The sequence below is a fragment of the Mesorhizobium erdmanii genome (assembly GCF_013170725.1).
GTDB lineage: Bacteria > Pseudomonadota > Alphaproteobacteria > Rhizobiales > Rhizobiaceae > Mesorhizobium > Mesorhizobium erdmanii.
Map to the genome: position 1 here is coordinate 2811082 of NZ_CP033361.1, position 14569 is coordinate 2825650.

Consider the following 14569-nt stretch of genomic DNA (forward strand, 5'->3'; position numbering starts at 1 on the left):
GCGGAAGGCGTGCGGGCATTGGTGTGGAGATCCGACCACACCGACAACGAGGGAAGTCCAGGGGTGTTGGCTTGAAGTTTCCGGCCGCCGATAGCGTCAGGCGGCGGAATCGTCACATCACCCTGACAGAAAGATGCGCGTGAAGATGCGGATTGCCTGCATCCATCAGGGGTACGAACTCTACGGTTCCGACCGCAGCTTCGCCGAGAGCGTCGCGGCGTTGCGCACCGCGTTTCCGTCCGCCGACATCGAGGTGGTCCTGCCGCGCAGCGGACCGATCGTCGAAATCCTGGAATCCCATGCCAGCCGCATCGTCTTCGAACCGCTCTGGGTGCTGCGGCGGCAGGCGATGCTGAGGCTGGCGACCGTCGAGATGGCGCGGCTGCCGGTCGCGCTGTGGCGGGCCTGGCGGCGCCTGCGTGATAGCGACCTCGTCTATGTCAACACGTCTATCGTCGCCGACTATGCGCTGGCTTCGCGCCTGCTGCCAACCAAGGCACTGCTGCACATCCACGAAATTCCCGAAGGTGTGCTGCGCCGGGTTCTCGTCGGGCTGATGCGCTGGAGCCATGCCGACCTCATCTTCAATTCAAAAGCGACGCGCGATACCTTCGGCGAGCCCAAATCGGCGCGCTCCCATGTGGTTTACAACGGCGTCGCCGGTCCGGCGGCGGCGGAGGCGATGACCTATGACGGCAAGCGTCCGCTGAGGGTGCTGCTGCTTGGCCGCATCAACCGCATCAAGGGCCAGGAAGTGCTGTTGGAGGCGATCGCCTCGCTGCCGGCGGAGTTGAAGTCGAGGATCGAGGTGCGGCTGGTCGGCGGCGCCTTCGAAAGCACCGAGCGCGAGCGTGCGCTCGCCGACCTGGTCGAGACCATGGGGCTGGCCGGGCAGGTCAGCGCCTTGCCCTTCATTTCGGACCCTTCGGAGCATTACCGCTGGGCCGACATCGTCACGGTGCCGTCGCGGCGCCCGGAATCGCTCGGCCGCGTCGCCATCGAGGCAATGGCCTATGGCCGTCCGCCGCTGGTGTCGGCGATCGGCGGGCTGGTCGAGGTGGTCGCCGACGGCGAGACCGGCTGGCATGTGCCGCCTGGCGACGCGGCGGCGCTGGCCGCGAAATTGCGGGAGATCATGCTTGCCCCCGAGGCCTGGCGCGGCTTCGTCGACGCCGGGCGAAAGCGCTGCGAGACGATGTTCAGCGAGCCGGTAGCGGCCGCGGCGATCATCGCGATTGCCGCCGACAAGCTGAAGGCCGCCGTGGCACGGCCTGGCAGGACGGCAAGCACGCGCCAGGCGGAGACACGCTCGTGAAGTTCCCGGTCCATCTGGTGCGGCGCCTGGTGCTGATGATCGGCGGCGAGGCGATGCAGAGCGGCTTTCACTTTGCCCTCAACATCGCGCTGCTGCACTTATTGTCGGCGCAAGGCTACGGCCTCTTCGCCATCGGCATGGTGATGGGCGGCGTCGGCCTGTCCTACATCAGGTCGCTGACCGCGGTTCCGGCCTCGATATGGATGAGCAAGAGCACCAACAGCGCCGGTGTCGATGCCTATGACGTGGCTTTCGGAACGGCGGCGCTGGTCGTGGCGCTGCTGATGGCGGTCGGCACGGCGGTACTGATGCGTCTGCTGGGCGATCCGAGCGGCATTGCCGCCGGCTGCTTCGTCGGCGCATGGTCGCTGCGCAGCCATATGCGCACGGCCTTCTTCGCGCGCCGCCATCAAGTGATCGTCTCCATCAGCGACGCCGCTTTCACGATTGCCGGCACCGTGTTCGCGGGGCTGGCGATCTGGTACGCCGGGGCCGCGCTGGAGAGCGTGTTCTATGCCCTCGCCGCGGCAAATCTGATCGGCATCTTCGTGCTGGTGCGGCTGGCGCGCCGCACCATTCGCATCTCCTTCCGCATGCCGACGCGGCGGCGCTACGCCAGGCTCTGGCGCCAGCTGTGCTGGTCGGCGTTCAGCGCGACCACCACCAACATCCAGGGGCAGTGCCTGGCGCTGCTGGTTGCCGGCATTGCCGGCCCGGCGGCTTACGCACCGCTGGCGGCGGTGCTGGTGCTGTTTGCGCCGCTGCGCATCATCAGTCTTGCCTTCGTCAACATGACGCAGCCCGAACTCGCCAAGCTGATGCGGCACAACGAGACACGCCGTGTCTGGTCGCAGGCGAGGATCTGGTCGGTGGTCATGGGGCTCGGCGGCCTGGCCTATGGCTGCGCCATCCTGTTCGTGCTGCCGATGATCAAATCCCAGGCTCTCCAGGATGCCTCGATCGGCACCATCGGGCTTTTCGCGATCGTGAATTTCGTGCCGATCATGCTCTACATCATGCCGCGCATCGTCCTCGAAATCCTCGGCGATTTCCGCATCGTCGCCTTCATCACGCTGGGTGGCGCGATTGTCGGGCTGGCGCTGATCGCGATCGTGCTGGCGGTTGCGTCGCCGCCATGGGCACTCCTGGGGTCGGCGGTCTCCGAGACCTTCGTGCTCGTGGCATCATGGTATTTCGCACACCACCGCATCTGGAACATCGAGCATCCGGAGCAGCAGCGCAACAGCCGGCTGGGTTCGTGGCGGCGGGCGATCACATTCGCCGCGGCGAAACGATAGGAGCGGGATGTGACAGGCCAGGCAGTACAGACCGTGGTGAATGACCTGCCCGCCGGGCCGGCGTCCCGTGTTGTCGCGGCGAACGATACGTTCACGGTGCGCCTGCACACGAGCCTCGACTCGGTCAGGCCGCTTTGGCTGCACCTCCAGGAAAATGGCGTGTGCACCGGCCACCAGAACTATGCCTGGGCCGAAGGCATCGTCGCCGGGCTGATGCCGGACGATGCCGAACTGCTGATCGTCGAAGTGAACGACGCCGCGACCGGCGCCAACCGGATGCTGGTACCGCTGATGCGGCGGCAGGCTTTCCAGCATCGGGTGATCGAATGGCTGAGCTGTGGCGTCTGCGACTATTCGGCGCCGCTGCTGGCGGATGCGAGCCCGTGGACGGCGCAATCCGCGCAGGCCGCATGGACCGCGGTTCGTTCCATACTGCCGCCGGCGGACCGCTTCCACATCACCGGAATACCACGCACGATCAACGGCGTCGCCAATCCGCTGGCCTTGCTTCCGGAAATACGCGATTCCCTCCAGACCGCCTTTGGCATGGCCATAGATGGCGAGCCCGAGACTGTCCTCAAGCGCCTGTGCAGGCCATCCTTCGTCAAGGAATTCAACAAGGACTGGCGCCGGCTCGAACGGCTCGGCAGCGTGGAACTGGTGGAGGCCGGCACGCCGGCCGAGGCGGAGCAGATCTTTGGCGAACTGCTCAGGATGCGGCTCAGCCGCTTTCGTGAGCTTGGCCGCTTCGACTTGCTGACGCAGGAGAAAGTGGTCGATTTCTACCGCAACGCCGCCCTGCGGGGCCTGCTGGACAAATCGGTGCGGCTGTTCGGGCTGCGCGTCGGCGAAGCCCTGATCGCTGTCCAATATCTGCTTGTCCATCAAGATACTGTTCATGCTCTGCTGATAGCAATGGACCAAAGCGTCGTGCCCAATGTCTCGCCCGGGCTTGCGATCATGGGCAGGCTGATGGGCTGGGCGCGCGAACAGGCATTGGGATATTTCGACCTGTCGGTCGGAGACCAGAGTTACAAGGAACGCATGGGCGCCAAAGGTTCGGTTCTGGTCAAACTCAGCCACGGATACACAATGCGGGGCAATGCGGCGACTACCGCCATTGATCTGCGCAGCCGGACCGAGGCTTTCGTGCGCTCCAGGCCAGGCCTGCTCAAGGTAGCCCGGGAAACGATGCGGCGTGTCAGGCGTCTGCGGGGAGGATTGCAGCGGCAGCCTGACAAATAGGAGCGCATGTGACAAGCCAGGCGACGCGAAGGGCCGCGATTGCGGACGTTCCGGGTCAAGCACTATCTCCGGTCGTCGCCAGCGCGGGCGCGGCCTTGCACTATTCAGCGCGACTGCACACCAGCTTCGATACCATCAAACCGCTCTGGCTGTTCCTCGAGGCGACCGGCATCTGCACCGGCCATCAGGGCTTTTTCTGGGTGGAAGGGATCGCCAGGCGGCTGATGCCCAAGAGCGCGGAACTGCTCATCGTGGAGGTCAGCGATGCCGCCACGGGCGACCCGGTCATGCTGCTGCCGCTGATGCGGCGCCGGGCTCTGGGCCATTATGTGATCGAATGGCTGAGCTGCGGCGTGTGCGACTACTCGGCGCCGCTGCTGGCCGATGCCAGTCCGTGGACCCGGCAGAGCGCCGACGCCGCCTGGGCGGCGTTGCGCGCCGTGCTGCCGCCGGCGGACCGCTTCCACATAGCGGGGATCCCGCGACAGATTCACGGCATCGCCAATCCGCTGGCGCTGCTTTCGGCAGCGCGCGACTCCATCCAGATCGCCTCGGGCCTGGTCCTCGATGGCGAGCCGGAGACGCTGATCAAGCGCATCTGCAAACCCTCCTTCGCCAAGAATTTCCACAAGCATTGCCGTCGCTTCGCACAGTTGGGCAAGCTCGACCTGGTCGAAGCCACGACGCCCGACATGGTGGAGCAGCATTTCGCAACGCTGCTGGAGCTCAGGCTCAACCGCTTCCGTGAGCTCGGGCGCTCCGACCTGTTGACGCAGGCGCCGGTCGTCGAGTTCTACCGCGACGCCGCCCTGCACGGCCTGTCCGACGGTTCGGTGCGGCTGTTCGGGCTGCGTGCCGGTCAAGACTATCTCGCCGTCATCTACGTGCTGGTCATGAACGACACCTTGCATGCGCTGCTGCTTGGCATCGACCAGGACGCGGTGCCCAACGTCTCGCCGGGCCTGACCACGATCGGCAAGCTGATGATATGGGCGCGCGCACATGGGCACGATTATTTCGACCTGTCGGTCGGCAGCCAGGGCTACAAGCAGCATATCGGCGCTTCGGGCGCGGTGCTGGCCGAGTTATGCGAGGCGGTGACGCTGAAGGGCAGGGGCTCGACCGCCTATATCAGGCTGCGCGGCAAGACCGAGCTTTTCGTGCGCTCCAAGCCCGGACTGTACAAGGCCGTGCAGGGCGTGATGCGCCGATTGCGGCGATTGAAGAACTGAGACTGCTTCGTCCTTGAGCGAAGGACGAATTGACAAGCTCCCGGCAATGCCATCACGCTCGAGCGGCGCAATGATTGCAGGAGGCAGTGATGGCAAGCCTGGTGGTGACGTACGGAACGCCCGAGAATCCCGAGGCGTTCGATGCCTACTATCGCGAAAAGCACATTCCGCTGGCCAAGACCATCCCGGGGTTGCGTCGCTATGAAATCAGCCGCGGCCCGGTGATGACGCCGGCCGGCCCAGCGAAGGCCCATCTGATCGCTATCTTGCGGTTCGACGACCTCGCCGCCATCCAGAATGCCTTTGCCAGCGCCGAGGGGCAGGCGGCGGCGGCCGATCTCCAGGTCTTCGCGACCGGCGGCGCCGATATGCTGATCTTCGACACCGAAGACGTCTGACGGCTCACAGCGGCTCGGTGTCGAAAAGCAGCATCGTCACCAGGTCGTCATCGCCGGCGAGTTTGCGCCGGTCCACCGCGCAGGACCGGCCGATATCGCTGGCAAAGGCCGTGCGAATGGTCTCCAAATTGTCGAAGTAGAGCGTCGCCACCCTGTAGGGCGTCTCGCCCGGCAGGACGTTCATGATCGGCGAACGGCTGATCTCGTAGCGCCGCAGTCCGGGCAATTGCTTGGCCAGCGGCACGTGGATGTCGTGGTAATGGCGCTCGAAGGCCGCCGGATCGGCGGGGGTTTTGTAGATGACGAGCATCTTGGCCATGATGGTGTTCCTTGTCGTTCGATGTGATCGCGCCACGTCGGCGCCGCACCAATGTCGTTCGTCGGGAGCGGATTTCGACAGAGGTCGGGAACCCAGCAAGAAATGGCCCCGGCGATTGAAGATATTTTGGCGCCTGACAAAGGCAAAACCCGTAGGCGCATTTGGCACTTGATCCATGTCAAGGTGGATCGGCATCGATGCGCCTATCTGGTCTCCTGTCTTGGGAAGGACACAAGGCGGGTGGGCGGTTCCAGGCCGGCAAGCTGAAAACAGCTCCGGCCTGGACTGCCTGCAATCAAGCCGTGTCCGCTGGCCGGATGCTTCATGTTTTGATTCAGCCCCGCAGGCAAGCACCTTCAAAAGTCTCGCAAAATCTAACCGAAGCGCAACCAGCGGTGTCTCTAATGCATGTCGCCCAGAAGTGACCTCGGTTCTGGGAGAACGACATGCATAAAAACAAGGACCTAAAGCGCGTCGCATGAATCCGTTTCGACGCGACGCGCTTTAGGGTTGTGCGAGGGATCAGAAACCAGGGGCTTGAAATGCAAGCAATCGTTTCCGTTTCATGCGGGATGAAACCGGGGCGACCGCCATCGAGTATGGCCTGATCGGGCTTGCCATCGTCACCGGCGCCGGCGCGTTCGGCAATGCGATCAATGCCAAGTTCACGACGATCGGTACAAGAGTCACCAGCAGCGGATCGTAAGCTGTGCGGGAGCGAAATTGACAGGATAGCGCGTCTCCGTCATCCTTGGGGCCAGTCGCCGGGCCGTGCAAGCGGCCATGTTGAGTGTCAGGGCGACCGAGGGCAGCGTCATGTTCAGTCCCGTCACCGGCCAGAATGCCAAGCGCCAAGCGGTGCGCAAGGCGCTCGACGCGCACAAGGTCTACATCACCGCGCAAAGCTTTTCGGACGGCGCCTACCGGGCACGCGTGCTGGTCGACGGCGAGGCCTATTGGGTCGATGAATTCCGGCTCGCCCAGCTGCGGCAGGGACTGACCCCGGCCGAGCTCGAGCTGACGCCGGCTGCCGACGATTGAGCGCGTGAAAAATCGCGAGTGGTGCAAAGGTAGCGCTCTACGGCGCCCCCCTCTGTCCTGCCGGACATCTCCCCCACGAGGGGGGAGATCGGATGTCGCGACGGCTTTCGCAAATCGCCAAAATTATAAGGGGAGAGCTTGCGCCACGGCTGCCAATCTCCCCCCTCGTGGGGGAGATGTCCGGCAGGACAGAGGGGGGCGCCGTAGAGCGCTGCTTCGGCAATTGGCTACCATATTTCGATCCCTGGCATGACCACCCCTCCCAAACTCAAATCGTATCGCGCCAAGCGCGAGTTCACCAAAACGCCGGAGCCGGCGGGCGGCCTTGTTACCGGAGACGGCAACCGCTTCGTCGTGCACAAGCACCATGCCACCGCGGACCACTACGATCTGCGCCTGCAGGTTGGCGATGTGCTGAAAAGCTGGGCGGTGCCGCGCGGGCCTTCGCTCGACCCGGCCGACAAGAGGCTGGCGGTCGAGACCGAGGACCATCCGCTCGAATATATCGACTTCGAAGGCGTCATTCCCGAGGGCGAATATGGCGGCGGGCCGATGATCGTCTGGGACACCGGCACCTGGGCGCCGATGGACGATGTCGACAAAAGCCTTCGCACCGGGGCGTTCAAGTTTCGCCTCGCCGGCGGCAAGCTCAATGGCGGCTGGATGCTGACCCGCCTGAAGCCCAAGCCCGGCGAGGACGAGAACAAGAAGAACTGGCTGCTGTTCAAGGAGCGCGATCTCGCCGCCGACACAGTGCTGAATATCCTCGAAGCGCGGCCGGAAAGCGTGAAATCCGGCCTGCGCATCGAGGAACTGGCGGCGGCTGCGAAACCGGTCGCGAAGCCCGCGCCAAAGCCGGGTTCCTTGAAACCCGGCACGCTGCCGGGCGCGGTGAAGGCGCCGGCGCTTAGCCGCATCGAGCCGCAGCTGGCGACGCAGGTGCCAAAGCCGCCCGATGGCGCGGACACGCGCGAGACATGGCTGCACGAGATCAAATTCGACGGCTACCGCACCATGGCGCATCTGAGCGACGGGCAGGTGCGGCTGATCACCCGTGGCGGCATCGACTGGACGAAGCGCTATGGCGACCTCCCGCATGCGTTTGCAAAACTGCCGTGCCGCGAGGCGATCATCGACGGCGAGATCGTCGTGCTCGATGGCCGGGGCATTTCCCGCTTCGCGCTGTTGCAGGATGCGCTGGCCGAGGGCGCCGGCAGCAAGCTGCATTTCTATGCCTTCGATCTCCTGCATCTCGACGGCTGGGATTTGACGAAGGCGCCACTCATCGCGCGCAAGGCGCTGCTGGCGGAGCTGCTTGGCGGTCTCGGCGCCAACTCCGCCATCCAGTACTCCGATCATGTCGAAGGCTCCGGGCAGGGGCTCTATGACCAGGCCAGTGAACTCGGGCTGGAAGGCGTCGTCTCCAAGCGCGCCAGCGCGATCTACCAGAGCGGCCGCACCAAGAGCTGGACCAAGTGCAAGGCGCTGCAGAAGGACGATTTCGTCATCGCCGGTTACACGATCTCGCAAGCGGCGGAAGGCTTGGCCGCGCTTGGCATGGCCGAGTGGCAGGACGGCGAACTGCACTATCGCGGCAAGGTCGGCACCGGATTCGACCGCGACACGGCCGAGGACCTGCTTGCCCGGCTGGAGCCGTTGACATCGGGCGCGACGCCACCCGAAGGAGTGCCGCGCGAAATCATGCGCGAGATGCACTGGGTGAAGCCGCTGTTTTCGGCGCGCATCCACTATGCCAACCGCACCGCCGACAATTCGCTGCGCCATGGCGTGTTTCGCGGTCTCCGGGATGTCGGGCTGTCGACGCCGGTCTCGGCCAAGCGCAAGCGGCTGATCTCGGAAGCGGACCTTGCCACCATCTGGGTGACCAATCCCGGGCGGCGACTGTTCGGCAGGACCGGCCCGACCAAGCTCGACATCGCCGTCTACTACGCGCTGGTCGGCGATTTCATGCTGCCGCACATTCTCGGCCGCCCGGTGTCGCTGGTGCGCTGCCCGACCGGCCTGCCCAAGGACTGCTTCTTCCAGCGCCACGCCTTCACCGGAATGCCACCTTCGGTCGTGACGTTCGAGGCCACCAACTCAGAAGGCGAGACCAAATCCTACCTCTCGGTCGAGGGAGCAAAAGGTTATCTGGCGCTGGCACAGTTCGGCGTCGTCGAGTTCCACACCTGGGGCACGCATCGCACCAACCTCGACAGACCGGACCAGATCGTCTTCGACCTCGACCCGGGCGAGGGGATTTCCTGGCGCGAAGTGGTCGAGGCCGCCGTGCACATCAGGGGCGAGCTCGAGGGGCTGGGGCTGGTACCCTTCGCCAAGACGTCAGGCGGCAGCGGCATCCACATCACCGTGCCGGTGACGACGAAGCAGAACTGGAAGAAGCTGCACCAGGCGACCAGCGCCATCTCCACCCATCTGGCGGCGACCGCGCCCGACATTTTCACCACCACCATGGGCAAGGAGAACCGCAAGAAGCGCATCTTCATCGACTATCACCGCAACGCGCGCGGCCACACCTCGGCGGCGCCCTATTCGCTGCGCGCCCGCACCAACCTGCCGGCCTCGACGCCGGTGAGCTGGAACGATCTGGAGACGATCGATGCGCCACAGGACCTGAATTATTCGTCGTTGCCGGGCTTGCTGGAGACATCGGGTGATCCCTGGGCGGATATCGACGAGGCAGCCCGGGATTTGCCGGTGATTGGCGGCGCGCGGTAGCGAGAAGAGCGTCGCGTTCCTTGGCGCCCCCCTCTGTCCTGCCGGACATCTCCCCCACTTGGGGGGAGATCAGGAGTCATCCCGGCTTTCGCCAATCTCCAGCTTTGCCAAGGGTGCGGAGCATCAAAGCTGCCAATCTCCCCCCAAGTGGGGGAGATTTCCGGCAGGACAGAGGGGGGCGCTGTCCCGCCATCGCCTCGGCCGCCATCGACGCTTCAGACAATTTGAATTATCCTCGGCCTGCGATCCATCCGGTGCCCTAAAACATTTCGTCAGGATTTGCCGGTATTGTGCTGGGTCGGTGTAGGATTTGCGCAGCCTCGATCGTCCTTCGGACGAAAAGCGCTGCAGAGAGCATGATCCCGAAAAGTGGGAACCGGTTTTCGGACAAGATCATGCTCAAGCTAAAATGTCAGTGCATGGCCGCGTAGGAGTTCATCATGGCGCCCAGGGCAAGTTGGAAGGGTTATCTCAAGCTCAGCCTCGTCAGCTGTCCGGTGCGGCTATACCCCGCGACGACGACCAGCGAGCGCATCTCGTTCAACCAGTTGCACAAGAAGACCCATAACCGCATCAACATGAAGCCGGTCGATCCCGAACTCGGGCTGGTCGAGCGCTCGGACCTGGTCAAGGGTTACGAGTATGAGGACAAGCAGTACATCATCATCGACGATGCCGATCTCGACGCGGTGCGCATCGAATCCAACCACACGATGAACATCGAGGCCTTCGTCGACGAGGGCGAGGTCGATGTCATCTACCAGGATGCGCCCTATTACATGGCGCCGGATGGAGCGATGGCGGAGGAGACCTTCGCCGTGCTGCGCGAAGCCATGCGCAAGTCTGGCAAGCTGGCCATCGCCCGGCTGGTGCTGTCCAGCCGCGAGCGTGTGGTGACGATCGGCGCGCGGGAAAACGGCATGTTCGTGTGCACGTTGAGGAACCCGAACGAAGTGCGCGGCACGGCTGAATATTTCGGCAACATTCCGGCCGGCAAGCCCGACCAGGAGATGCTGGAGCTCGCCGAAGCGCTGATCAAGCAGAAGGAAACCACCTTCGACCCGAAGAACTACGAGGACCGCTACGAGATCGCGCTGATGGCGATGATCCGCGAGAAGCTCAAAGGCCACAAGCCGATCATCGCGGCCGCGCCCGAGCGCGGCAATGTCATCAACCTCATGGATGCGCTGAAAGCGAGCCTGTCGCAGTCGAAGCCGCCGGCCAAGTCGAAGAGCAAGGCCGACGAGGTGGCGGCAAAGCCCGCCGCCAAGAAGGCGGCAGCGGGCGGCGCACCTGAAAATCCGCTGAAGGCCAGTCTGCTCAAGGCGGTCGGCAAGAGCAAGAAATGACGGCACCGGCGGTCTCGGTCGCAGGGGCCGTCTTCGGCACGATCGGCGCGCTGGCGGCGTTTCCGCTCAGGCTCGCCACCCGCGAGGTCGAACGCCAGCACGGCCAGCTCAGGCGCGGGATCACCCGGCGCACCACGCACGTCGTGTTCGGCCGGACCCTTCTTGCCAAGGCTGGGGTGACGAAAAACGGCGACGCCGGGATCGAGCGCAACGTCGCCGCCGAGCGCGCGGCTGGGCGCATGCTGATCAGCGAGAATGGCTTTTTGCGGCGGCTCGGCCTGATGAAGGCACCGGAGGCCTCGTCCCTGTCCCGGCAATCGCTGATCGACCAATCGCGGCTTTCAGGCGCCGATCTCGACATGCTGTCGCTGTTCGATGCCTTCGAGCATGATGGCGAGCCCTATTCGTTCCGCGACCTGATCCTGGCGCGCAAATATGCCGGTCTCATCGCCGGCGGGGCGTCATGGGGAGCGATCGCGCGTTCGGTGCATCGCTCGGGCCCGGTGGCCTCGCTCACCGCCAAGTCGCTCAATGTCGGCTCCCAGCATGGCCGCCGCTCCGACGCCATCTATCTCGAAGGCGGCCAGAGCGAACTCGACGGGCAGTTGCTGTTCGATCTCGGCAGCGCGGCGCAAAGCGACGATACGCTGGAAGACTTGTTCGCCGAGGCCGAGGCGGTGGAGGAGGGCGGCGACCATGATGGTGCCGCGGCACTCTACCAGCGCTGCCTCGCCATCGACCCGAGCGATGCCATCGCCGCCTTCAACCGCGCCAACTGCCTGCGCGCCGGCGGCCACGCTGCCGACGCCGCGCATGATTATGCACGCGCCATAAAACTCGACCCGGCTTTCGTCGAGGCGTGGTTCAACCTCGCCGGGCTGATGAGCGAGCAAGGCCGCGACGCCTCGGCACGAAAGCATCTGCAGAAGGCGATCGCGCTCGACAAGAACTATGCCGATCCGGTGTTCAACCTGGCGCGGCTGGAGTTCGACGCGGGTAATCTCGCCGAGGCGCGACGGCTTTGGGTGCGCTATCTCGAGCTCGATGCGGAGTCCGAATGGGCGGGGGTGGCGGCCAAAGGGGTGCAGTTCGTGGATATGCATCTGGCGCGGACGGCGGGGTGAGAGCAGGACATGGTGCTCAACGCAAAAACCATTCGAGTAAGGGTTGCGGAGGCGCTCCATGCTCACCTTGGCGAGAGATGGTTCAAGCCGAGCAGCGCCAAGTTGCTCATCGAGTCGACGGACCTTCTGACTGATTTCAGTATCGAGCTGGATTGCTCTGCGGACTATCGCTACGGCGCGTATGACTGCGAGCTTGCCGCTGCCTTCAAGTGGAAGAAATTTGCCAAGCTGTGGAAGGACTTCGATGCCTGGTATGAAGTCAAGGATCCGAGTTCGGCTCAGTTCAAAACCTCCAGCTCCAGACAGCGGAACAAGCAATTCCTCCTAAAAGGCTTCAATGCCATCGACGGAGACTTTCAGCCCTCCAGCCGGGGTTTCTTCTGGGTCGGCAGCGAACAAGACCTAGATGCCTTTGTGATTCAGTGCATTGCCGATCTCGACGGCAATGTCGGCGCATGGATCAGGCGATGGTTCACCTGGGAGTCGGCGCTCGATGTGATGGACGGCAATTCGCAATTGTGCGGGTCATGGCGAGACACCGCCTATTTCTGCTTGCTTGAGCAGGTTCATGGGCGTGAAGCTGCCTGCAAATGGATAAGCGGTATCGATGCAACTGGCTGGCCTGCATTGCTGGCCGCACAGGTGGAATATCTGCAATCCCAGGTTTGCAGTGGGATGTCTGAAGGGAAAGCTGTTGCCTGAAAGCCGCCCCATGACCACCTTTCTCTTCGACGGCGACGACACCGCCCCCGTCACCATCCTGCTTGCCCATGGCGCCGGCGCGTCGATGGATTCGCCTTCGATGACCGCCACCGCCAAGGCGCTGGCTGCAGCCGGCTTCCAGGTCGCGCGGTTCGAATTCCACTACATGGCGGCCCGCCGCTATGGCCAGCGCAAGCCGCCGCCGCGCGCCGAGACGGTGAACCCGGAATATATCAAGGCGATCGCCAACCTCAGGGCCAGGGGCGTGGCGGGCAAGCTGATCATCGGCGGCAAGTCGATGGGCGGCCGCGTCGCCTCGATGGTGGCGGACGAGATGTTCGCCAAGGGTGAGATCGCGGGCCTCGTATGCCTCGGTTATCCCTTTCATCCGCCCGGCAAGCCAGAGCAATTGCGGACAAAGCATCTCGCTGGGCTGAAGACGCCGACGCTGATTTTCCAGGGCACGCGTGACGAGTTCGGTACGCCGGACGAGGTGGCCGGCTATGGGCTTGCCGACAGCATCGAGGTGATCTGGCTGGAGGACGGCGACCATGATCTCAAGCCGCGCAAGAGCATTTCGGGGTTTTCGACGGGCGATCATCTGAAGATGGTTGCGGAAAAGGTGTGGGGGTGGGCGGAGCGGCTCCAGCGCACGTAGGCCTCGAACTCCTTTCGATTGTCGGCGCTGCCCCTCATCTGGCTGCCGCCATCTTCTCCCCGTAAACGGGGCGAAGGACGCTCTCGTCGCCGGTTTCGCCAATCGCCAACGTTGCAGAAATGGCGCGGCGCTGCGATCAGCTTCTTTCTCCCCGTTTACGGGGAGAAATGCCCGGCAGGGCAATGAGGGGCAGCGCCAACATCCGCAATTAGCGGAGAGCCAGGTACCATTTCGTTAGCCCTTGCCCCTCGCGTCGCCTTCCTGCTTTCATGACCGGCAATGAAAATCGCCACCTTCAACATCAACAACATCAACAGCCGCCTGGACAACCTTCTGGCGTGGCTGGCGGCGGCGAAGCCCGATGTCGTCTGCCTGCAGGAGCTGAAGGCGCGCGACATGCAGTTTCCGCGCACGGCGCTGGCCGATGCCGGCTATGGCGCGGTGTGGAAGGGCGAGCCGACCTGGAACGGCGTTGCCATACTCGCGCGAGGATCCGAACCCGTCCTGACCCGCGACGCGCTGCCGGGCGACGATGCCGACCGGCAGAGCCGTTACATCGAGGCGGCGGTGAATGGTATCGTCATCGCCTGCCTCTATGCGCCGAACGGCAATCCCCAGCCGGGGCCGAAATTCGCCTACAAGCTCGCCTGGCACAAACGGCTGGAGGCGCATGCGCGGCAACTTCTCGACACCGGCCTGCCTGTCGTGCTGGCCGGCGACTTCAACATCGTGCCCGAGCCGCGCGACATTTACGCCACGCGTTCCTATGACGACAATGCGCTGGTGCAGCCAGAAAGCCGCGCGGCCTTCGCTGCCCTCATCGAGCAGGGCTGGCTCGACGCGCTGCGCAAGGTCTATCCTAAGGAGACGCTCTATACGTTCTGGGATTACCGCCGCAACCGCTGGCCGCGCGATGCGGGCCTGCGGCTCGACCACATATTGCTGTCGAAGACACTCGCCAGGCGGCTGAAAGCGGCAGGCATCGATCGAGACGTACGCGGCGAGGACGGCGCCAGCGACCACGCGCCGGTCTGGGTGGAGTTGAAGTGAGGGCGTTATCCCCTGGCCATTCCGGTGCAGGCGATCTCCGCGCGAAACAGGTTGGACGTGATCATCGCAGGGAAAGCGCTACACACTTTTCCCCGAATT

At 64.0% G+C, this 14569-nt stretch carries 14 protein-coding genes; 13 read left to right on the forward strand and 1 reads right to left on the reverse strand.

Translation table 11 applies throughout. The features are described from left to right. The first annotated feature begins 145 nt into the window (after nt 1–145). From EB233_RS13650 to EB233_RS13670, 5 genes are all read left to right on the forward strand, one after another. Complete coding sequence (locus EB233_RS13650) at nt 146–1315, forward strand: glycosyltransferase family 4 protein (RefSeq protein WP_064989144.1); 1170 nt, start codon at nt 146–148, stop codon at nt 1313–1315. Next, complete coding sequence (locus tag EB233_RS13655; RefSeq protein ID WP_064989055.1) at nt 1312–2613, forward strand: MATE family efflux transporter; 1302 nt, start codon at nt 1312–1314, stop codon at nt 2611–2613. Before EB233_RS13650 ends, EB233_RS13655 begins: the two co-directional genes overlap by 4 nt. 9 nt (nt 2614–2622) lie before the next feature. Next, nucleotides 2623–3858, forward strand: a complete 1236-nt coding sequence (locus EB233_RS13660) for a GNAT family N-acetyltransferase (RefSeq protein WP_064989054.1) — start codon at nt 2623–2625, stop codon at nt 3856–3858. Nucleotides 3859–3866: 8 nt separating this feature from the next. Beyond that, a complete protein-coding gene (locus EB233_RS13665; protein ID WP_064989053.1) occupies nt 3867–5090 on the forward strand; it encodes a GNAT family N-acetyltransferase in 1224 nt (407 codons plus the stop codon). 89 nt (nt 5091–5179) lie between these two features. Continuing rightward, entirely contained in the window at nt 5180–5488 is a 309-nt protein-coding gene (locus EB233_RS13670) for an EthD family reductase (RefSeq protein WP_064989052.1), read from the forward strand. A 4-nt stretch (nt 5489–5492) separates the two neighbouring features. On the opposite strand, the gene EB233_RS13675 is transcribed toward EB233_RS13670, so the two are convergent. Further along, nucleotides 5493–5807 (reverse strand): EthD family reductase, encoded by a 315-nt coding sequence (locus EB233_RS13675; RefSeq protein ID WP_064989051.1) that lies wholly within the window; start codon nt 5805–5807, stop codon nt 5493–5495. A gap of 565 nt (nt 5808–6372) precedes the next feature. Between EB233_RS13675 and EB233_RS13680 the strand changes: the two genes are divergently transcribed. From EB233_RS13680 to xth, 8 genes are all read left to right on the forward strand, one after another. Next, nucleotides 6373–6513: a Flp family type IVb pilin gene (locus EB233_RS13680; protein WP_064989050.1), complete on the forward strand. Its 141-nt coding sequence runs from the start codon at nt 6373–6375 to the stop codon at nt 6511–6513. 110 nt (nt 6514–6623) lie between these two features. Continuing rightward, nucleotides 6624–6848 (forward strand): hypothetical protein, encoded by a 225-nt coding sequence (locus tag EB233_RS13685; protein ID WP_064989143.1) that lies wholly within the window; start codon nt 6624–6626, stop codon nt 6846–6848. 249 nt (nt 6849–7097) lie between these two features. Continuing rightward, nucleotides 7098–9587, forward strand: a complete 2490-nt coding sequence (gene ligD / locus EB233_RS13690) for a DNA ligase D (protein WP_064989049.1) — start codon at nt 7098–7100, stop codon at nt 9585–9587. 440 nt (nt 9588–10027) lie between these two features. Then, nucleotides 10028–10936 carry a non-homologous end joining protein Ku gene (ku, locus tag EB233_RS13695; RefSeq protein ID WP_064989048.1) on the forward strand — a complete coding sequence of 303 codons (909 nt, stop codon included), beginning with the start codon at nt 10028–10030 and terminating at the stop codon, nt 10934–10936. Continuing rightward, nucleotides 10933–12060, forward strand: a complete 1128-nt coding sequence (locus tag EB233_RS13700) for a tetratricopeptide repeat protein (protein ID WP_064989047.1) — start codon at nt 10933–10935, stop codon at nt 12058–12060. Before ku ends, EB233_RS13700 begins: the two co-directional genes overlap by 4 nt. Before the next feature lie 9 nt (nt 12061–12069). After that, nucleotides 12070–12762, forward strand: a complete 693-nt coding sequence (locus EB233_RS13705) for a hypothetical protein (RefSeq protein WP_064989046.1) — start codon at nt 12070–12072, stop codon at nt 12760–12762. Nucleotides 12763–12772: 10 nt separating this feature from the next. Continuing rightward, on the forward strand, nt 12773–13420 hold the full coding sequence (locus EB233_RS13710; protein ID WP_064989045.1) for an alpha/beta hydrolase family protein: 648 nt from the start codon (nt 12773–12775) through the stop codon (nt 13418–13420). 279 nt (nt 13421–13699) lie between these two features. Further along, entirely contained in the window at nt 13700–14470 is a 771-nt protein-coding gene (gene xth / locus EB233_RS13715) for an exodeoxyribonuclease III (protein WP_064989044.1), read from the forward strand. The last annotated feature ends 99 nt before the right edge of the window (nt 14471–14569 follow it).